This is a genomic window from Dongia deserti (genome assembly GCF_003574735.1).
Taxonomy (GTDB): domain Bacteria; phylum Pseudomonadota; class Alphaproteobacteria; order Dongiales; family Dongiaceae; genus Dongia_A; species Dongia_A deserti.
The window spans coordinates 48,606-69,346 of sequence record NZ_QORW01000012.1 but is presented as its reverse complement, the minus strand read 5'-3'; the positions used below and the strand labels follow the sequence as shown (position 1 = coordinate 69,346).

17 protein-coding genes and 1 pseudogene are annotated in these 20,741 nt (G+C 63.3%); 2 read left to right on the top strand and 16 right to left on the bottom strand.

What is annotated here, in order from left to right; genetic code table 11:
• Positions 1–6 precede the first annotated feature (6 nt).
• The 10 genes from DTX69_RS19170 to DTX69_RS19125 form a co-directional block, all read right to left on the bottom strand.
• Positions 7–453: a CoA-binding protein gene (locus DTX69_RS19170; RefSeq protein WP_119303166.1), complete on the bottom strand. Its 447-nt coding sequence runs from the start codon at positions 451–453 to the stop codon at positions 7–9.
• A gap of 5 nt (positions 454–458) precedes the next feature.
• A complete protein-coding gene (locus tag DTX69_RS19165; protein ID WP_119303165.1) occupies positions 459–1,319 on the bottom strand; it encodes an ATP-binding protein in 861 nt (286 codons plus the stop codon).
• A 221-nt stretch (positions 1,320–1,540) separates the two neighbouring features.
• Positions 1,541–2,863 (bottom strand): peptide antibiotic transporter SbmA, encoded by a 1,323-nt coding sequence (gene sbmA, locus DTX69_RS19160; protein ID WP_284735922.1) that lies wholly within the window; start codon positions 2,861–2,863, stop codon positions 1,541–1,543.
• A 309-nt stretch (positions 2,864–3,172) separates the two neighbouring features.
• A complete protein-coding gene (cysC, locus tag DTX69_RS19155) occupies positions 3,173–5,083 on the bottom strand; it encodes an adenylyl-sulfate kinase (RefSeq protein WP_119303272.1) in 1,911 nt (636 codons plus the stop codon).
• A gap of 11 nt (positions 5,084–5,094) precedes the next feature.
• Entirely contained in the window at positions 5,095–5,889 is a 795-nt protein-coding gene (gene cysD, locus DTX69_RS19150; RefSeq protein WP_119303164.1) for a sulfate adenylyltransferase subunit CysD, read from the bottom strand.
• A complete protein-coding gene (locus tag DTX69_RS19145) occupies positions 5,886–6,587 on the bottom strand; it encodes a phosphoadenylyl-sulfate reductase (protein ID WP_284735921.1) in 702 nt (233 codons plus the stop codon). The genes cysD and DTX69_RS19145 overlap by 4 nt, the downstream gene beginning before the upstream one ends.
• Before the next feature lie 269 nt (positions 6,588–6,856).
• A complete protein-coding gene (locus tag DTX69_RS19140) occupies positions 6,857–7,219 on the bottom strand; it encodes a c-type cytochrome (RefSeq protein WP_284735920.1) in 363 nt (120 codons plus the stop codon).
• Between the two features lie 104 nt (positions 7,220–7,323).
• On the bottom strand, positions 7,324–7,920 hold the full coding sequence (locus DTX69_RS19135) for a ferritin-like domain-containing protein (protein WP_119303270.1): 597 nt from the start codon (positions 7,918–7,920) through the stop codon (positions 7,324–7,326).
• Between the two features lie 107 nt (positions 7,921–8,027).
• Complete coding sequence (locus DTX69_RS19130; protein WP_119303162.1) at positions 8,028–8,699, bottom strand: anti-sigma factor; 672 nt, start codon at positions 8,697–8,699, stop codon at positions 8,028–8,030.
• Positions 8,696–9,343: a sigma-70 family RNA polymerase sigma factor gene (locus DTX69_RS19125; protein ID WP_162917361.1), complete on the bottom strand. Its 648-nt coding sequence runs from the start codon at positions 9,341–9,343 to the stop codon at positions 8,696–8,698. Before DTX69_RS19125 ends, DTX69_RS19130 begins: the two co-directional genes overlap by 4 nt.
• Positions 9,344–9,396: 53 nt before the next feature.
• On the opposite strand from DTX69_RS19125, the gene DTX69_RS19120 reads away from it, so the two are divergent.
• Complete coding sequence (locus DTX69_RS19120; protein WP_119303160.1) at positions 9,397–10,197, top strand: enoyl-CoA hydratase-related protein; 801 nt, start codon at positions 9,397–9,399, stop codon at positions 10,195–10,197.
• Between the two features lie 69 nt (positions 10,198–10,266).
• Here DTX69_RS19120 and DTX69_RS19115 read toward each other — a convergent pair whose 3' ends face one another.
• The 6 genes from DTX69_RS19115 to DTX69_RS19090 all read right to left on the bottom strand — a co-directional run bounded on the left by DTX69_RS19115 (position 10,267) and on the right by DTX69_RS19090 (position 19,619).
• Positions 10,267–14,766 carry a DUF4114 domain-containing protein gene (locus DTX69_RS19115; RefSeq protein ID WP_119303159.1) on the bottom strand — a complete coding sequence of 1,500 codons (4,500 nt, stop codon included), beginning with the start codon at positions 14,764–14,766 and terminating at the stop codon, positions 10,267–10,269.
• Between the two features lie 203 nt (positions 14,767–14,969).
• Positions 14,970–16,127, bottom strand: a complete 1,158-nt coding sequence (locus DTX69_RS19110) for an acyl-CoA dehydrogenase family protein (RefSeq protein ID WP_119303158.1) — start codon at positions 16,125–16,127, stop codon at positions 14,970–14,972.
• A 10-nt stretch (positions 16,128–16,137) separates the two neighbouring features.
• Positions 16,138–16,632 (bottom strand): thioesterase family protein, encoded by a 495-nt coding sequence (locus DTX69_RS19105; RefSeq protein WP_119303157.1) that lies wholly within the window; start codon positions 16,630–16,632, stop codon positions 16,138–16,140.
• A gap of 1 nt (position 16,633) precedes the next feature.
• Positions 16,634–17,599 (bottom strand): L-carnitine dehydrogenase, encoded by a 966-nt coding sequence (locus tag DTX69_RS19100; protein WP_119303156.1) that lies wholly within the window; start codon positions 17,597–17,599, stop codon positions 16,634–16,636.
• Between the two features lie 22 nt (positions 17,600–17,621).
• On the bottom strand, positions 17,622–18,512 hold the full coding sequence (locus DTX69_RS19095) for a BKACE family enzyme (RefSeq protein WP_119303155.1): 891 nt from the start codon (positions 18,510–18,512) through the stop codon (positions 17,622–17,624).
• 99 nt (positions 18,513–18,611) lie between these two features.
• Positions 18,612–19,619, bottom strand: a complete 1,008-nt coding sequence (locus DTX69_RS19090; RefSeq protein ID WP_119303154.1) for a GlxA family transcriptional regulator — start codon at positions 19,617–19,619, stop codon at positions 18,612–18,614.
• A 128-nt stretch (positions 19,620–19,747) separates the two neighbouring features.
• Here DTX69_RS19090 and DTX69_RS30755 point away from each other — a divergent pair.
• Positions 19,748–20,716 (top strand): annotated as a pseudogene (locus DTX69_RS30755) (alpha/beta hydrolase).
• The last annotated feature ends 25 nt before the right edge of the window (positions 20,717–20,741 follow it).

Sequence of the window (20,741 nt, the reverse complement as noted above, 5' to 3'; positions counted from 1 at the left end):
AGGAGATTAATGCTCCGCGTGACCGCCGATCAGCCGCGGATATTCGATGGCGGGACAATGGTCCATGACGATGTCCAGGCCGGCCTCGCGCACCTTCGCGGCAGCCGGCTCGTTCACCACGTCGAGCTGCATCCACACGAACCTGGCGCCGATCTCGATAGCCTCCAGCGCCGGTTTGGCCGCGGCCTCGGAATTGCGAAAGATATCAACCATGTCGACGCGGCCGACCTTGTCCTGCGGGATGTCCCTGAGGCTGGCATAGACCAGCTCGCCGTTCAGCGTCTGGCCGGCGAGGCCGGGATTGACCGGGATGACGCGGTAGCCCCTCGACTGCAGGAAACGCATCACGCCGTTGCTCGGCCGCTGCGGCTTGTTGCTGGCACCGACCAGGGCGATGGTCTTGGTTTCGGTCAGGATCCTGCGGAGGAGTTCGTCGTTGGGGCGAGTGGTCATGATGCTCAGAGTTCCAGTTTGTAGCCGAGCCGGCCGGCAAGATCCTGGATGAACTGCCAGGCGACGCGGCCGGACCGGGCACCGCGCGTCACCGACCATTCGTTCGCCTCGCGGCGCAGCTGCGCGCGATCGATCTTGATGCCGATCGCGTCGACATAGCCTTCCACCATCGCGAAAAAGGTTTCCTGGTCGCAATTGTGGAAGCCGATCCACAGGCCGAAGCGGTCGCTCAAGGAGACCTTCTCCTCGACCGCTTCCGACGGGTTGATCGCGGTGGAGCGTTCGTTATCGATCATCTCGCGCGGCATCAGATGGCGGCGGTTGGACGTCGCATAGAACAGAACATTCGGAGGGCGTCCTTCGATCCCGCCTTCCAGCACCGCCTTCAGGGATTTGTAGCTGGCATCGGCGGCATCGAACGACAGGTCGTCGCAGAACAGGATGCAACGCCGCTTCTGCGGCCTGAGGACGCCGAGCAGCTTGGGCAGGCTGGTGAGATCTTCGCGATGGATCTCGATCAGCGCCAGCTTGTCGGTGATCTCCTCGTTGATGGCGGCATGCACCGCCTTCACGAGCGAGCTCTTGCCGGTGCCGCGCGCGCCCCACAGCAGCGCGTTGTTGGCGGGGAAGCCCTTGGCGAAGCGGCGGGTATTGTCCAGTAGGATGTCCTTGGAACGGTCGATGCCGCGCAGCAGGCTGATGTGGACGCGCGAGACGGTCGCAACCGGCTCCAGCCAGCCGGTCTCGGCCTGCCACACGAACGCATCGGCACGGCCGAGATCGTTGTCACGCGCAGCAGGCGGCGCGATGCGGCTCAGGCTGTCGGCGATGGTACGCAGGGTATCGACCAGTTCCTTGTCGCTCATGCAATCCCCAGATTCTCGGTGTCGGCCGAGTATGCAACGCCATCGGCCCCACCGCCAGAGGATGGGCTGATGGCAGCTATTCCGCCGGTGCAAGGCTCGTCGACTGCACTTGCTGAAGCTCCGGCCTGATCGCGAGGCGGCGGCGATGATGGGCCGCGACGGACGGCCGATGGGCGATGCTGACAATGCACTCTGAGCCGCCGGCGCGACTGCGCGCTGTTCTATACGTCGCTGGCGGGAACCGGCATCACCTCGTGCTCGATCTTGGCCAGCGGCTCGTAATGCAGCGTGGCCTCGAAGGCGCGCAGCCGCTTGTAGATCGAGATCAGCTCGATGATCGTCGTCCACGACAGGACCAGGTACTGGAACGAGGACTCGACGCGGCCGAAGGCGCGCACGGTCTGCTGCATGATGCCGAGGGTTATCACCGCGCCCACAATGCTCGGGCCGAGCGCCACGTAGGGCACCAGTACACCGGCCTGCAGATAGCCGTAGCGGAAGACGTTGAAGTAGAGATAGTTGAAGTAGAGGCGGAAGTAGTTGCGCCGTACGTCGCTGAACAGCATGCCAAGCGTCGGCGGCTGCGCGCGGTCCGCGTGGTCTTCGCCCAGTACCAGCTCCTTGCGATAGGCGGCCTCGACGCGTTGGTTGCGGAACTCCAGGCCCGGCAGGCGGATGCCGGCGACGGCCAGGATCGTGGTGCCGAAAGCCGCCCAGAGCAGAGCGACGAACACCAGCGCCTGCGGTATCTCGCCGAGAATCGGCACTTCCGAAATATGCGCCGACAGGCCCCAGAGGATCGGCAGGAAGGCGATCAGCGTCATCAGCGAATCAATCAGGCGGACGCCGAGGCTCTCCATCACCGTGGCAAAGCGCATGGTGTCCTCCTGCACGCGCTGCGAGGCGCCTTCGATGTGGCGCAGCCTGGGCCAGTTGTCGACGTAGTAGTCATTCATCGCCGTGCGCCAGCGGAAGATGTAGTGGCTGACCAGGAAGTGGGTCACGACCGCGACAGTGACGAAGACCAGCGCGATGCTGACGAAGGTAGCGAGCTGGCCGTAGTAGCGCTCCGCCGACACCACGCCCGGCGCGCTCAGCGCCTGCTGCACCAAGTCGTAGAAGGTGCCGAACCAGTTGTTGATCATCACGTCGAGCTGCACCTGGAACCAGGTGATGAAGATGATCACCGAGGAGGCGCCGACCGACCAGCGGAACCATCGATGCGGTGCGAACAAGCGCCAGGCAGCGACGAAGATGACACCGCAGACGATCATGTACTGGTAGAGCCAGACGTTGAGCGCGGTCTCCCGCGCCGCTGCGACGAGAGCCGCCTGGGCCTCGTCCGCGCCCTCGAGCTGCTCGGCCGGAAAGCCGAAGCCGATCAGCCCTCCGAGGCTCAGGCTCGGGCCGAGGCTGCGGGCGAGCAGGAACCAGAAGGCCATGCAGAGCCCGGTCCAGAGCGCCGCGGAGAGGAAGAATATCTTGGGCTTGGGGAAGAACGAAGTGAACACGATGGTCGCCTCATTGCTGCTACCGGCGGCCACCACAAGGCCGCCGTCGTCCACAATTCTTTACCGTGGGGCGCGAACCGCATGCAGATATCGAGCTACTTGGCATTGGTCACCTGGGACACCGGATAAGCGTTCCGGCCAGGGACCGGCCAATGACGACAACGAGCAGCGCCCATGCTTCCAGAAGCCGGCTTCAGGCGTGGCGACGATGGACGTGTCGGTCATGACATCCTGCCAATGAGCTTGGGAATCCCCGAAAGAGTAGTGCCGGCATGGGTATCATGCCGGCGCGCGCGTGTCATGGCAGGGTTGTAACGGTTTGTAACGGGTAACCCGAACGGACTAGATGGCCCAGGCGTCCTTGACTAACTGCAGTGCGATCGCCGGCTCGACATAGGCGGTGAGGGCGGCGAGGCTGCGTTCCATTGGCTGGGCGGTGGTGTCGATCACCAGCTCCGGCTGCTGGGGCGCTTCGTATGGCGCGTCGATGCCGGTGAAGTTCTTGATCGCGCCGCTGCGGGCGGCCTTGTAAAGCCCCTTTGGATCGCGGCTTTCGCAGGTTGCGAGATCTGCCTTCACATAGATCTCGTGGAAGCGCTCGCCGATGATCTTGCGGGCGCGGTCGCGATCCTCGGCATAGGGCGAGATCAGGGAGACGATGACCACCTGGCCGGCATCGGCCAGCAGCTTCGCCACCTCGGCCGAGCGGCGAATATTTTCCGCGCGGTCCTTGGGCGAGAAGCCGAGATCGCTTGTGACGCCCTGGCGCAGCAGGTCGCCATCGAGAACGAAGGCCTGCCGACCCCGCTGGAACAGCAAACGCTCGAGCCCCATGGCAAGCGTGGATTTGCCAGAGCCGGAGAGGCCGGTCAGCCATAGCACCGCACCACGATGCCCGTTGACCGCCTCGCGCGCGTCGCGTGTGACGAGGTGATCGGGGCCAACGAGACGCTTGTCGACATCGCTGGCTTCAGCGCTCAGGACGAGGGCACCGCCCACGATGTCGCCTTCGCGCAGTAGCACGCCGCGGCCGGTGCGCTGCATGTCGGCAGCGAGGTCGAGCGCCATCAAGGCGCGGCTGCGCACGGTGATCTCGGCGATGGCGTTGCGGCCGATCTCGCTGGCCTCGCTCGGCTGCAGCTTCTCGACATCGATCACGGCGGAGATCCGTTCGACTTCGACGGCATACTTGGCAGTGGCGACTTTCAGCTTGAGACGTTGGCCCACCTTCAGCGGCTGATTGTCCAGCCAGAAGATGCGAAGACTCGCACGATAGCCCAGGACCGGGCGCCGATCGGAATGCACGGCGACGTGGCCACGCTCAATGAATAGCTCATCGTCCAACGTGATGGCGACGGATTGGCCTGCATGCGCCGTGAGCGGCGTCGGCGCGTTCCACGTTTCGATGCTGGCGACCTTGGCCTGCTTGAAGCTTGGCGCGAATTCCAGCCGATCGCCGACGCGCAAGGAGCCGCTCTCGATGCGGCCGACTACCAGGCGGCGCTCGTCGAACTTGAAGACGTCCTGCACCGGCAAGCGCAGCGGCTGATCGGTCGCGACCGGTGCGGACTGGAAGCTATCCAGGGCCTGCAAGATCGTCGGACCCTGATACCAGGGCATATTCGCCGAGGGCTCGGCGATATTGTCGCCATTCCGCGCAGATACGGGAACGATGTTGGTGGGCGAAAGCTTGAGCTGTGCCAGATACTCCGTGATCTCGCGTGCGATGGCATCGAAGCGCACCCGATCGAAGTCGATCAAGTCGACCTTGTTCACGGCAACCGCGATCTGCCTGAGGCCGAGCAGTTGCAGGATCAGCGCATGACGGCGCGTCTGCTCGCGCACGCCTTCGGCGGCGTCGATGACCAGGATAGCGGCCTGCGCCTGCGCGACGCCGGAGATGGCGTTCTTCAGGAACTCCTTGTGGCCCGGCGCGTCGATGATGACGTAGCGCCGCTTGGCGGTGTGGAAGAAGATCTGCGTGGTGTCAATGGTGATGCCCTGGTCACGCTCGGCCTGCAGCGCATCCAACAGGAACGACCACTCGAACTGGCCGCCGCGCTTGTCGGAGGCGGCCTTGAGCTCGGCGAACTTGCCTTCGGGCAGGGAGTGGGTGTCGTGCAGCAAGCGGCCGATCAGGCTCGACTTGCCGTGATCGACATGGCCGACGATCGCGAAGGGGAAGCGCTCGGTAAGGGCGACGGTGGCGCTTGCAGGCTCGACCTGCTTCAGGGCGTGAACAGTCCCGTCCATTTCCATGATCCCTACATATAGCCTTGCGCGCGCAGGCGCTCGAACGCATCCTCGCGCTCGTGGTCCATTGCGCGGCCGGCGCGCTCCGATGTCTTGGTGTGCGCGAGCTCCAGGATGATCTCACTGATGCTCGTCGCGTTGGACTCGATCGGGAAGGTGATGTCGCTGTCGCCGAGCGAGCGATAGCGCTTGCCGTTGCGCGAGTAATAGAGATCGACGATTGGAATCTGCTCGCGCGCGATGTACCGCCAGATATCGAGCTCGGTCCAGCTCAGCAGCGGATGGATGCGCATGTGCGCGCCTTCCGGCAGATCGCTCTTGAAGTGGTCCCAGAATTCCGGCGGCTGGTCGCGGAAGTTCCAGGCGCCGCTCTCGGCGCGCGGCGAGAAGACGCGCTCCTTGGCGCGCGTGGCTTGCTCGTCGCGGCGGATGCCGGCGATGATGCCCTTGAACTTGAACTCGTCCAGCACGTTCTTGAGGCCGATGGTCTTGCGCGCGGCGGAACGCGCCGCCGGCGGCAGGCTGGGGTCGATCTCGTCGACCGGCGGGCAATCGCGCACGATGAGGTTAAGGTTCCACGTCTTCGCGAAGCGCTCGCGGAACGCGTACATCTCCGGGAACTTCTTTCCCGTATCGACATGCACGACCGGGAAGGGGACGTGGCCGAGGAACGCCTTGCGCGCCAGCCACAGCATGACGTTGGAATCCTTGCCCAGCGACCACAGCATGGCGATCGGCTTCAGGCGGCTATAGGCCTCGCGCAGGATATAGATGCTCTGGTTTTCGAGCGCGTCGAGGTCGCTCATATGCCTTCTCCGTCGGTAAATCCGAAATGAATGCCGCACTCGGTCTTCTCGCTGCCGGACCAGCGGCCAGCGCGGCTGTCTTCGCCTTCCAGGATGCGCCGTGTGCAGGGCGCGCAGCCGATCGAGGCGTATCCGTCGTCGAACAAGGGATGCCGCGGCAGACGGAAATCCCTGAAGGCCTGATTGATCTGCGCCTCGTTCCAGGTCGCGAGCGGATTGATCTTGATCTTGCCATCCGAGACTTCCGCGATCGGCAGCGCGGCACGCTGCGCTGTCTGATAGCGCTTACGGCCCGTGATCCAGGCGTCGAACTCGCGCAGCGCCTTGTCGAGCGGAACGACCTTGCGCAGGTGGCAGCAGCGGTCGGGGTTCCTGGACCACAGATCGCCGGCAGTATCTTCCCGCGCGAGATCGGCCGGATCGGGCTCCAGCGAGCGCGCGTCGGTGAAGCCGAAGCGATCGATCAGGATGTCGCGATAGGTCAGGGTCTCGAGGAAATGCTTGCCGGTCTCGAGGAATAGGATCGGTGTGGATTTGTCGACCTGCGCCACCAGATGCAACAGGATGGCGGCCTCCGCACCAAATGACGAGACCACCGCGATGCGGCCCTCGAAGGCTAGCTCGATCGCCTCTGCCAGAATTCGCTCCGTCGGCGCATCCGCCCAGCGGCGGTTGAGCCACTCGGCGCGCGCGGCCACCGCGAGTTTCCCGAGCGCAAACGGGGAGCTCTCGGCCGGCGGGGGGTCGCTGATAAAAAGGGGCTTCGGCTGCATGACTTTGACACTGTTGCCTGCAAGCGGGGCGATAACCGGATAGATCATACTCGCGGCCGGCAGTGTCAATATTATTCTGCAGTGTGAAATGCAGATATATCTCTGATTTGCCCGGTTTGTGGGTGAAATAATCTCACAAGTCGAAGAATGTGTTAGCTGCATCACCGTTTTCACAGTGTGAAATCTTAGATCAGCTATTGGAGGGTCTTGAGATAGGCGATCAGATCGGCCCGGTCCGTGGGATCGGTGACCTTGAAGTTCATGCGCTGACCCGGAATGAAGCCCTGCGGGTCGGCCAGCCATTGGTCGAGGGTCTCCTCGTCCCAAACCACGCCGGCGGTCCGCACCGCCTTGGAAGAGTTGAAGTCGGCCAGGGAACCTGCCTTGCGTCCTACCACGCCACGATGTTTGGGGCCGACGCGGTTGGCATCCGGCGAATGACAAGCGATGCAACGGCTGTTGTAGATCTCCTCGCCGCGGACGGCATTGGCCGCAAATGCGCCGGGCACGCACGCGAACGAGAGGGCGACGAGCATCAATCCAAACGATCGGTGCATGATCGATCTCACATGGAAGGGTTGGGCATCCATCCGCCGCGTCCCTCTGCATCAGCGATGAGCGATGCAGCGGGTAGAGGAACGCGGCGGAGGATCGAGGTGCCTCAGGCGCCGAAGCTCAGTGCTTTCGAAGGCAGGGTCTCGCCCAGCGCGCTGGCCAGCACGGTCCAGTGCATGGCCTCATCGGCGGCGAGGCGGCCGGCGACCTGGGCCAGGCCCTTGTCACCGAACGACGGGATGACGCCGAGATAAGCGTTGGCCGCGCCCCGCTCGAGCCGCGCCGCGAGATGCAGCACGTCGCCCTGGTTCTTCAAGCTGCCGGCATTCAACGCCGTCGCGTAGTCATTCATCGACTTCTCGGCGGCCGGCTTTCCGCCCAGCTTCTGGATGGTCGCGACCAGCGCATCACGATGCGCCTTGTGATGGCCCTGGAACATGACGGCGGTTTTCAAGACTGGATCCTGCAGCAGACCGCTTTCGGCGCCCAGCTGATAGGCATTGATCGCCTCATGCTCCAGGCCCAGCGCGACGTTGAGGATCTCCACGTCGGCCTCACGAGCGCTCTTGCTCGCAGCCATGCTTTCGCAGCCACCCAGCACGGCAATCGCCGCGGCCGACAGGCCGACCGTTCCAACCCCGCGCAGCAGCGCGCGACGATCGGTGATGACGCCCGTGTCCAGGCGCTTCGACTGAATCAACATTGCGACTTCTCCCACTTGTCTGAAGGCCGTCTGATCGACGTTGCCTCGCGTGGGAGTTACGTGAACTTGCGTCAGGCGGATGACGCGGCTCACGGCTTTGTGAAACATCACTCTGTCGGCGGGGTCAGCGTGCCGGCAAACATCACGGTGGTCGGCGTGCCGGTGGGCGATCCGCCTTCGGGCTCGAGGCTGACGGCAAGTGTCGCACCGATGGTCAGCAATCCGCGCACATTCTCCGCCACCTCGCGCTCCGTCTCGCCGGTTGGCGCAATAACACCGAGCGACACCGGCGCAGCACCCGCCGGCGGCACGGCCCATAATTCGTAGGACTGGTTCGGCACCGCGCTGACGTTGGCCGCGCGGATCAGCAGCTTCTTCTGGTCGTCGAGCACGGAGACGACGAAGGCCGGTTGGCCGCCTTGCGGTGCCAGCTGCGCGACGGAATTCACGGTCGGCCTGAACATGAGGTCCGGAATCAGGAACGCGACAATGATCAAAGCCGCCGCCACCGCAGCCGCGATCCACATCGGCGTGCGCATCTTCGAGCGCGACGGCAATCCGAGTTCGCGTTCGATGCGCTGCCACAAGTGAGGTGGCGGAATCATCGGCGGTTGCGCGTCGGCCAGCGGCTGCAGGTGGGAGGCCCATCGCGCGACCGCGCGCATTGCAGCCGGATCACGCTGCAGGCGCGCCTCGAACGCGACGCGCTCCGCGCCCGCGAGTGTGCCGAGGACGTATTCGGCCGCCAGATCGTTCAGGTCATCGCTGTCCATGCTCATGACTCGAGGCACCTCTTCAGGCGCTGCAAGCCGCGGCGGACCCAGCTCTTGACCGTTCCCAGCGGCGCCGCCAGGCGGGCGGCCAGTTGCTCATGCGTCAGTCCTTCATAATAGGCCAGCAGGATCGACTTTCGCTGGTCTTCGTCCAGTTGGTCCACGCAGCCTTTGAGACGGCGGGCATCGTCCGCGGCCAAAGCGCCTTCCAGCGGCGAAGGACCCTCATCCGGGCGTTCGGCCGCGGCGGACTCGTCGAGCGGCTGAAGCGGCTTTTCGCGCCGCAGCCGGTCGAGGCACTTGTTGCGCAGGATCACCGTGATCCAGGGTAGAGCCGGCCCTAGATCGGGCCGATAGTCCTTGGCGCGGCGCCAGATCGTAACGAAGCACTCTTGCACCGCCTCTTCGGCCCAGTCTCGTCGTCTTAGGATACGGAAGGCCAGGCCAAATAGTTGCGGGGAGGTCAGCCGGTAAAGCCCGGAAAAGGCTTCTCTATCCCCGCCCTGGCAGGCGATGAGCATTCGGTCAGTGTCGCGCACGGTCAGCCCCGACTTGGCCGCAGCAAGGCGGTCGTTAAACTCGTCGTCCCTATTGGCAATCAACTCGGCGCAGCGTCGTTCGGACTTAGAGGAAGTGTCGAAATCCGTCAACAAAGTCCGTGGCGCGCTGGTAGAGCCAGCCATGCACAGCAAGGAGTGGGACCATGAGCAGCGCCGTTCGCGTCGAAAAGAAGGGCCACGTCATGGAAGTGACGCTGGATCGGCCGAAGGTTAACGCCATCGACTTGGCGACCAGCCGAGCCCTGGGCGCAGCATTCCAGCAACTGCAGGACGACCCGGATCTCCGCGTCGGGATCGTCACGGCAGCCGGAGATCGCATCTTCTCGGCCGGCTGGGATCTCAAGGCCGCCCACGAGAACGAAGAAGTGGGCAAGTGGTGGGAGACGCAGGATTACGGCCCGGGCGGTTTCGCTGGGCTGACGGAGCTATGGACCCTCAACAAGCCGGTCATCGCCGCGGTCAACGGCCTGGCGCTCGGCGGCGGGTTCGAGCTGGCGATCGCCTGTGACCTCATCATCTGCGCCGAGCATGTCGAGTTCGCGTTGCCGGAGCTGCCCATTGGCATCGTGCCGGATTCCGGCGGCATCCAGCGCGTGCCGCGCCGCTTGCCGCACCACATCGCGATGGAACTGCTGCTGCTCGGCCGGCGCATGACAGCGCAGGAGGCGCTGCACTATGGCATGATCAATAAGATCGTGCCCAAGGACCAGCCGATGGAAGCGGCGCGCGCGTGGGCCGCGACGATCGCCGAAGGCGCACCGCTCACCATCCAGGCTCTGAAAGAGGCACTGCGCGAGATGGACGGGCACTCGATCCGCGACAGCTTCCGCCTGATCCGTACCGGCAAGCTGCCGACCTACGAGAAGTCGCTCCTGTCGGAGGACGCGAAGGAAGGCGTGCGGGCCTTTGCGGAGAAGCGCAAGGCAAACTTCAAAGGCCGCTGAGAACACAAAAAGATCGGCGCCGGTGGGGCCGGCGCCGACTGTACTACCAGGTGAGCCAGTGTAGGGGCGCTAGCTCACCTGGGCGTTCATCTGGTTGCTGATCTCGACGACCGCCTGCATCGACGGATCGCTATAGGCATAGGTCGTAAATTCCTGCGTGACCTCGACGACAGTCCATTGGGCGTTGCCGCTGCTGGTCAGCGTGACGCTATCACCCTGCTCGCCGATGATGGTGAGGCGGTTGTCGCCGTCCGTCATGTTGAGGACATCGTGGATCGACAGCGACACCCTGTTCGCGCCGTAGCCGGTCGTGTCGATCGCCTCGACGTTCTCCAGCTTGATGGCCTCTTGGTGGCCGAAGGACGCGCCGTGCTTGGCCAGGTGGACAGTATCGTAGCCGTCGCCCAAGTCGGTCGGGCCGATGCTGCTGGTATTGATGTGCAGCAGATCATTGCCGGAGCCGAGCGTGGTTCGGCCGCTATCGAGTTGGGAACTGGAGATTTCGTAGCTGGCGATCACGCCGATGTCGGCGGTCGATACATTCGAGGTCAAGCCGCCGCTGTCAGTGATGGTGTAATCGATGTGGCGCTGCCCCTCCACCTTGCTGCTGGTGGAGAAGTAAATCGAATTGGCGAAGTCCTCGTACTGGTCGAGAGTTTCGTTGCTAGTCTTGCCGACGATGGTAATGGTGAGATCGGCGCCGGACTGGCTGATCGTGACGTTGAAATCGCTGCTGGGCGGAACGTTGAGGGTGTCGCCGGCCTGGAAGCCGCTGGTCTGGATGACGGCTTGTGCCAGCGTGCTGCCGTCAACGTCGGAGAAGTCGACCGTCGGCTGCACCGACTGCTGGGTCATCTTGTTGATGTTGTATGTGCCCATTCCGACGCTGAAGACCAGGTCGTTGTAGTCCTGATCGCCGCCGCCCTTCAGATCTTCGAACCCGATCAGAAGTTGCCCCGGAAGCTTGTCGCTGACCCCGGCGATGGCGTGATTGATGTCATTGCCACCGGTGAAATCGGTGTTGAGACTCTTGTCGTGCGTGAAGTAGGTATCGCCGCTCAGCTGGCTGTTGCCGACGTAAACGTGGCCGTTCCCGTTCGCGTCGATCTTGATGGAAAGCTGGCTGGCAATGGCGTCCATGGCCGCGGCCTGGTTGGCCGCGCCGGTGGCGGCGCTGGCCAGCAGCGCCTTGTTGCCGTTGTCACTGGCGCCATTGGCGATCGTGAAGAAGCCGACATGCGTGCCTTCGGGCAGCGTGCCGAGCGAAACGGTGCCGGGCTGGCTATAGCCCAGGAAGTCTTTGACCAAAGGTGCGCCGATCTTGTTCTCCGTACTTGCGGTCGCATCCAGCCAGACGAACTTGACTGAGCCCGGAATGATGTTGCCATTGTCGTCGAACTGATAGACGCCAACCATGTTGTGATAGCCCGCGCCCTCCTTCTGGAAGGTGACCGTGACATCCGTCGGCGCAAACAGGGTCAGGGCCTCCGTCGACACACCTGACGCGATGTGCGACTTCGAGAGCGAGGCGCCCTTGGTGCCGTAGAGATAGTCGCCGGCGGCCTCGCTGGCCTGGGGATCATAGGATTCGCTGGTGTTGACGATGCGAACCGCAGCGGTGCCATGGGTGCTCTTGATTGCCGGCGCTTCGTTGACGTTGGCGACGTCGATCGAAAAAGCTTGGGATATCTGGTGGCCGGCCTTATCGGTCGCAGTCACGGTCAAGTTGACGCTGCTCTCGTTCTCGTGGTCCAGCGCGATGCCGCCCTTCAACTTGAGCTGGCCGTTGACGACCTCGAAGCGACTGTCGGAGACCTTGAAACTCTGGCTGTCGCCCGCGTCTGGGTCGGCCACAGTTAGCGTACCGATCACGGCACCAGCGGCATTCTCAGGCACTTGCGTCTGATCGATAGTCAGCGCGGTCTGCGCCTCGTTCACGTCGCCGACACTGATGCTGAAGGTGCGCGTGATCTGGTTGCCGCCCTTGTCGGTGGCAGTCACATCGACGTCGACTGTAGCGCCTTGCTCGAAGTCGAGGGAGACACCGTCCTTCAGCTTGAGCTTGTTGTTGACCACCTCGAAACGGGAATCGGAGACTGTGAAGCTTTGCTTGTCGCCGGCGTCTGGATCGGTGACCTTCAGCGTGCCGATCAAGGCCCCGGCGGCGTTCTCCGTCACCTTGCTCGCGCTCAGGGTCATGCCCGTCTGCGCTTCGTTGACGTTGCCGACGCCGATGGTGAAGGTCTTGGTGATGTCATGACCCGCGGTGTCGGTGGCAGTCACGCTGACCTTGAGAGACTTCGCCTCCTCGAAATTCAGCGAAATGCCATCCTTCAGCTTGAGCTGGCCGCTCACGACCTCGAACCGGTCATCCGAGACCGAGAAGGTCTGTGTGTCGCCCTTGTCCGGATCGGTCACCTTCAGAGTGCCGATCACCGCGCCGGCGGCATTCTCCGACACTTTGGTGCCGCTCAACGTCATCTTGGTCTGCGCCTCGTTGACGTCCTGCACGTTGATGGTGAAGGTCTTGCTGATCTGGTTGCCGCCGGTGTCGGTCGCCGTCACCTTGACTTTGACATTGGCAGCGGATTCGTAGTTCAGCGACACGCCGTCCTTCAGCTTGAGCTGACCGTCGACAACTTCGAAGCGATTGTCGGACACCTTGAAGCTCTGCACGTCGCCGGCGTCCGGATCGGATACGTTGAGCGTGCCGATGATGGCGCCCTTGTCGTTCTCCGTGACCGTGGCGCTGCTCAAAGCCATCGCGGTCTGCTTCTCGTTCACGTTCGTGACGTCGATCGTGAAGGTCTGCGAAATCTTGTGGCCGGCCGTGTCGGTCGCGGTCACCGTAACATCGACCTCAGGCTCGGCTTCGTAGTTGATCGACACACCACTCTTCAGCTTGAGTTGGCCATTGACGATTTGGAAGCGGCTGTCGGAAACCGTGAAGCTCTGCTTGTCGCCGGCATCCGGATCGATGACGGAGACGGCACCGATGACGGCGCCCTTCGCATTCTCGACGACGGTGCTCTTGCTTAGGGTGAGGGCAGTCTGGGTCTCGTTGACGTTGCCGATATTGACCGTAAAGTTCTCGGTGATCTGGTTGCCGCCCTTGTCAGTCGCGGTCACTTGCAGCTTCACCGTCGGCTCGGTCTCGAAGTCGAGTGAGACGCCGTCCTTCAGCTTGAGTTGGCCGTTCACGACCTCGAGCCGGCTGTCGGAGACCTGGAACGTTTGGCTGTCGCCACCATCCGGGTCGGCGACGCTCAGAGTGCCGATAACGGCACCCGAGACGTTCTCCGCCACCTGGTTCTGGTCGAGCATCAGCGCAGTTTGCGCCTCGTTGGTGTCGCCGAGCGAAAGCGTGAACGTCTCCTGCACCTTGTTCCCGGCGCTATCCGTCGCGGTGACGACGACGTCGAGGCTAGGCTCGTCCTCAAAGTCGAGCGAGACACCGTCCTTCAGTTTGAGCTGCCCGTTCACGACCTCGAAGCGATCGTCCGAGACCTCGAAGCTGTGGGTATCGCCGGCATCGGGGTCGATGGCGGAGAGGGTGCCGACCACGGCGCCCGCGGCGTTCTCGACCAGCGTGTTGCCGGAGAGATCGATAGCGGTCGGCGCCTCGTTCACGTCGCCAACGTTGATGGTGAAGGTGCGCTGGATCTGATTGCCGGCGCCATCGGTCGCGGTGAGCGTGACGTCGACCGTCGGCTCGCTCTCGTGGTCAAGCGATGCGCCGTCCTTCAGCTTCAGCTGACCATTTACGATCTCAAAGCGATCGTCTGAGACCTCGAAGGTTTGAGTGTCGTTCTGGTCCGGGTCGGCGACAGTCAGGCTACCGATGATGGCGCCTGCCGCGTTCTCGTTGGCAGCCTTGCCGTCGATCACAAGCTCAGTCTGCGCCTCGTTGACGTCGGTCACGCCGATATGGATCGACACCGTCTGGACGTCACCGCTGCGCGACGTGGCTTTAACTTCGATGTCGATTCCAGACTCGGTCTCATAGTCGAAGCTGACGCCATCGCGCACTTGCAGGATGCCGTCGACGATTTCAAACCGATCATCGGAAACTTCGAATGTGAAATCCGCCGGATTGCCGCTGACGACCTTGCCGAAGGAGCCGCCGGACTGGTTTTCGGAGATCTGCCAGCCGTCGTGACTGTTCCAGGTCACTAGGATCGGCGCTTCGACTTCCTCGTTCGGATCGTAGGCCTTCTTTTCGTCCGTGTTCAGCGCGTCGAAGCTGAGCGAAGTGCCGCCCAGCGTGCCGGCCGAATCCAGGCCGCCGAACTTGTCCGGTTCCGTGTGGAAGGGCGTGAAGATGCCGGCGCCGCCATTCACAGACCCGGTATTATCGTTCGCCGGGCCAGCGGCCGTCTGGAAATTCTCAAGATCAGAGTCGGCGAGGATGGAGGCCAGATCGATCTTCTGACCGTCGGGCAGTGTCAGCTCGCCGTCGACGTCATCGAGATCGACCGTCTCGACAATCGCGCCGCTCTCGTCGCGGACGACTACTTCGTCGCCGCTGATCTCGAGAGAATAGTCGCCAACATTCACCTGGTCGGACACGGTACTGTCTCCAATGGACACGTCATTGGAGACAGCGTGCCTCAGTCTTACTTGGAGCGTTATCGGCGGTCCGGTTGATCCCGCACACTGCAATGTGCTTGGGAATGAGAAAAATCGAGACGCATACAATGCGTCCTTTTTCTTAGCACCGCATTAACTATAGCGGCTAGTCCGCGCGAAAGATGGGACACACGCGCGTATGCCTATTCTAATGGCCTCAATAGACTACGCGAGATGATGTGCCGCTGAATTTCCGAAGTACCGTCCCAAATCCTTTCGACTCGCGCGTCGCGCCACAGGCGCTCCACGCCGACTTCCTCCATCAAGCCCATCCCGCCGAAGATCTGGACAGTCTGGTCTGTCACCCGCGCGAGCATCTCCGTTGCGAACAATTTTGCCATCGCGTAGTCGGCATCGGCTACGGTGCCCTGGTCGGTCTTCCAGGCGGTCTGCAGGCAGAGCAGGTTCGCCGCCTCGATCTCCGTCGCCATATCGGCCAGCTTGAAGGAGACGCCCTGGAATTTTCCGATGGCCTGGCCGAACTGCTTGCGGGTGGCGGCCCATTGCGTCGCCATTTCCATCGCGCGCTGAGCGCGGCCGACGCATTGGGCGGCGACCGTCAGGCGGGTGGCGCCTAGCCACTGGTTGGCGACATCAAAGCCGCGATGCACCTCGCCCAACACATGGCGCTTGTGAACGCGGCAATTGGTGAACACCAGCTCGCAGTGGTGGAAGCCGCGATGCGACACGGAATGCGGGCCCATGTGCACATCCAGGCCCGGTGTGTCCTTATCGACCAGGAACGAGGTGATCTTTTTCTTGGTACCCTTGCCGGTTTCCTCCGCGCCGCTCGCGGCGAACAGCACGATGAAGTCGGCGACATCGGCGTAGGAGATGAAATGCTTCGTGCCGTTGATGACGAAGTCGTCGCCATCGGATTCGGCGCGTGTCTGCATGGAGCGCAGGTCGGAGCCGGCATTCGGCTCGGTGAGCGCCAGGCACTCGACCCGCTCGCCGCGAATGGCCGGCAGTAGGTAGCGCTCGATCTGCTCGCCCTGACAGGCGCGCAGGATGTTGCTGGGCCGCGCCACCGCGTATTGCAGTGCGAACGAGGTGCGGCCGAGCTCGCGTTCCATCAGGGTCAGTGCGATGTGGTCGAGGCCACCGCCGCCCAGCTCCTCCGGCATGTTGGCCGCGTAGAAACCGGTCTTGATCGCGGCCGCATGGATCTGCTGGATCAGCTCCGGCCGCACCTGATTGGTGCGCTCGACCTCGTCCTCGTAGGGCTTCAGCTCCTGCTCCACGAAGGCGCGGATGCTGTCGACCAGCATTTGCTGTTCCGAGGTCAGGCCGAAATCCATGGCGGTCTCTCTACTTCTTCTGCGGCAGGGCGATCGTCCGCCCCGAATAGGCGGGCAGGGGCAAGGCCTTGTGCGCTTCCATGATCTCCGCCAGCTTGGCGGCGACCTCGGGCCGGAACGGCGCCGATCTCGGCTCACCAGAGGTGTCGATGTTAACGAGCATGAACTCCGATGCCGCCGCAATCTCGTCCCCCAGCCGCGCCGTGTGCATGGTGAGATAGAGCTGGAAGCGCTTCTGATCGAAGCCGATCAGCTGAGTGCGGATCTCGACCTCTTCATCCAGCTTCACCTCGCGCAGGTAATTGACATGCGCCTCGAGGGTATAGATCGTGGTTTTGGTCGCGCGTCGCTCGGCATCCGACATGCCGATCAGGTCCATGAAGGCATCGACGCCGCCGAGGCTGAAAATGACCAGGTAATAGCCGTCATTCAGGTGGTTGTTGTAATCCACCCATTCCGGCTTCACCCTGGTCCGGTATAGGCTGAGCGGCGCCGCGATCGTCATATCACTCGTCCGGTCGCAGGCCGTGGCGCTGCTTGGCGCCCTTGATCGCTTCCATCACGCTGATGATGGCATCGTCGCGATAGCGCTCGAGTTGCTTGATGGAGCGGCTGCCTTTCTGCTGATCGGTGCCTTCGACCACGCGATCAATCAGCTGGTCGGTGAGGGGCGGGGCCTTGAGCTTGGTCCAGGGCAGCTCGAGGGCCGGGCCGAACTGTTCCATGAAGTGGCGCATGCCGGCATCGCCGCCCGCCAACGTATAGATCAGGAAGCTGCCCATGAAGGAGAAGCGGATGCCGCAGCCGAAGCGGATCGCATCGTCGATCTCGGCCGTGGTGGCGACGCCCTCATTGATCATGTGCAGGCTCTCACGCCATACCGCTTCCAGCAGGCGGTCGGCGACGAAGCCGGGAATCTCCGCGCTCAGCTTCAGCGGGTGCATGCCGAGGGCAGCATAAATCTGCGCGGCGGCATCGGCTGCTTCCTGCGACGTCCTCTTGCCTTTCACCACTTCGACCAGCGGCAGCAGATAAACCGGATTGAACGGATGGCCGACCAGGCATCGATCAGGATTGACCGCATCGCTGTAGAAATCGCTCGGCAGCAGCCCCGAGGTCGAGGAGCCGATGATTGCGTTCGGCTTGCAAGCCCCGGTGATCTGGGCATGCAGCTTGCGCTTCAGGTCCTCGCGTTCCGGTGCGCTCTCCTGGATGAAGTCGGCATCCTTCACGCTCTCCTCGACTGTCTTCACGACCTTGAGGCGGCTCTGGCTGGCACCGGGCTTCAATCCGACGCGCTCCAGCGCCGGCCAGGCGTTGGCGATGTTGGCGCGCAAGGCCTGCTCGCCATTGGGCGCCGGATCCCAGGCGACGACGTCGAGGCCGTTGGCGAGTGCGCGCGCTGCCCAGCCGCTGCCGATCACGCCGGCGCCGATTACGGCGAAGGTCTTGATGTCGGTAATGTAAGCCATATGCGTTTTTCCTCGCGTGATCTCAATTGCGCGGCTTCAGGCCGAGCTTCTTGCGGCCTTCCGCCGGCGTCAGCGGCCGACCGCCCAGCTTCTGGATGATATCGACAGCGCGGTCCACCAAGGTCGCGTTGCTGGCATAGACGCCTTTCTCGAGGTACAGATTGTCCTCGAGGCCGACGCGTACATTGCCGCCGAGCAGCATGGCCTGCGCCACCATCGGCATCTGCATGCGGCCGATGCCGAACCCGGCCCAGATCGCACCTTCCGGCAGATTGTCCTTCATCGCTTTCATGGTGGTCGTGTCGGCCGGTGCACCCCAGGGAATACCGAGGCAGAACTGGAACATCGGCGGCGCGTCGAGCAGGCCTTCCTTCAGCATCTGCTTGGCGAACCAGAGATGGCCGGTATCGAACACCTCCAGCTCCGGCTTCACCCCCAGCTCCTGGATGCGCTTGGCGCCGGCGCGCAGCTGCTTCGGGGTCGACACATAGATCATATCGCCGTCGCCGAAATTGAGCGTGCCGCAATCGAGGGTGCAGATCTCCGGCAGCAGCTCCTCGACATGCTTCAGGCGCTCGATCGGGCCGACCAGGTCGGTGTAGGGGCCGAACTTCAGCGGCGCCTCGCCCGGGCCGATGTCGAGATCGCCGCCCATGCCGGCGGTCAGGTTGACGATCATGTCGACGCCGGAGGAACGCACGCGATCGACCACCTCGGCATAGAGCTTCACGTCGCGCGAGCCCTTGCCGGTCTCCGGATCGCGCACGTGCATGTGGCAGATGGTGGCGCCGGACTTGGCCGCTTCGATCGCAGAATCGGCGATCTGCTTCGGCGTGACGGGGATCGCTGGATGTCTGCCGACCGTGTCGCCGGCACCGGTGATCGCGCAGGTCACGATGACTTCGGTGTTCATTGGATAGCTCCTCTTGGGTGCAGCTCCGATTGCTGGAATCGTGGTTCCGCGAGGCGAACAAGTGTTGACGAATTACGACATCAGGTTGGATCGGCGCGACTAGCGCAGGGCCGGCATGATTCCGCCCTGCGTGCGGCGCCTCTCTTTGGTCGGTGCCTTGCCGGCCCAGGATCGGTAGGCGCGCGAGAAATGCGCGGGCGAGGCAAAACCGCTGGCGACCGCGATCTCCACCACCGCCAGGTCGCTATATTGCAGCAGGGCGCGCGCCCGCTGCAGCCGCAGATCCAGGTAGTAGCGATGCGGCGTCATGGAGAAGTGCCGATGGAACAGCCGCTCCAGCTGGCGCAAGGAGAGGCCGGCTTTCTTCGCCAGCGCCGCAGCGTCGAGCGGCTCTTCGAGATTCTGCTCCATGAGCGAGAGCGCCTGCGATAGGCCGGGATGCGTGACACCTTGGCGGGCCGGCGGTTCCATGCGCTGGCGATCGCTGGGCGGCCGGATGCGCGCATGGATGAACTGCTCCGATGCGGCGGCAGCCAGGCGATGGCCGTGCTGCAGCGAAATCAAGTGCAGCATCATGTCGAGTGCCGCCGTCCCGCCGGCACAGGTGAGGCGGTTGCGGTCAATCACGAATAAGCCGCTGTCAGCCTCGACCTTTGGAAAGGCTTCGCGGAAGGAGTCCAGCCCTTCCCAATGCGTGGTTGCGCGATAACCGTCCAGCAATCCCGCCCAGGCAAGAAAGAAGCTGCCAGTATCGATGGCGCCGAGATCGACTGAGCGGCTGTTCAGCCCAGTCAGCCACTTGCGGATCGTGCGGTCGAAGTAGCGCTCGGGCTCGAAGCCCGCGCACGCGACGGCGAACGTGACCTCCAGCCTGCCGTCCAAGCCGTGATCGGCCAACAGCGACATGCCGTTTGAAGCCGTTACCGACTTGCCATCGCGTGAGACCACGATCCAGCGATAAAGCTCGCGGCCAGCGAGCCGATTCGCGACGCGCAGCGGCTCCACCGCCGAGACGAATGCCAGCATGGAAAATTGCGGCACGATCAGAAAGGCGATCGTCTGCGGCGTCTCGATCGGCGCGGCCTGGATCCGCGGCTCCGGCTTCATGATCCACCCTCAGGAGCACATGACGTGCTTTCGTCGTTATTCGTCATGGCTTGACGGAATTTGTCAACTGGCGTTTTCCCTGGCTTCATGCTTTCGGCCCGTCCCGCAACAGGTGAGGGGACCCTGGCGTGCTGGATCCTGATATCGCCGCGTTTGCGGTCGACCAGGACAAGACGTTCGACCGGCACTTCTCCACTCGGCCGATCGCGGAGCAGCGTGCGCTTTACGACGCATTCTGGCGGCGTTGGCACGCGCCACTTCCCCTCGGCGTCGAGTCAGAGGATTTCGAGGTTCTCGGTCTCAGCGGCCATATCGCCGTCCGGCTCTATCGGCCCCCGAAGGCGAGCAGCCCAGCGCCTGTCATCGTGTATTGCCATGGCGGTTTCTGGATGTTCGGCGGGCTGGACAGCCATGATCTACCGGTAGTGCGTCTTGCGCTGCACGCGGAAGCCGCGGTCCTTGCCGTCGATTATCGCTTGGCACCGGAACACAAATATCCTGCGGCACTGTACGATGTGTGGGACGCCCTCAACTGGGTGGTCGAAGACGGCGGCGAATATAACCTCGATCCGCGCCGGATTGCGGCGTTTGGTGATAGCGCAGGCGGCGCGCTTGCCGCCGGCATAGCCCTGATGGCGCGCAATGATGGCTGACCGCGTCTGCGGGCGCAGTGACTGATCTATCCGGCCTTGCGCACCAATCGGCCTTCAATCGCGCCGGCCAGCCCAGGCTTGGACGCGGCAGCTGTTTCCGACGCCATCGGTGCCTATCTGTCATTTCCGCGCGATGTGGAGGACCCGTATGCCATGCCGCCGATGGCGCGCGACTTCTCGCGTCTGCCGCCGGCCGTCATCTGCGCCGCGGGGCTGGACGTAATCCTTCCGGATGCCCTGGAATATGCGGCGGCGCTCGAAGCCGCCGGCGTCCCGCAGCGGTTGATCGTCGTGCGTGGGCTGCCGCACAGATTCCTGCGCACGTTTGCACTTTTGCAGTGCCGCAGAGCGGGCCCTTGTCGATTTCGCGCGTGCCCTGGCCGAGTTGCTGCATTGCCAGTGGCAGAAAAAACGGCAGCGTTCGGCATCGAATATCTCACGTGACGCGGACTGTCCGCGATTGTGCGGA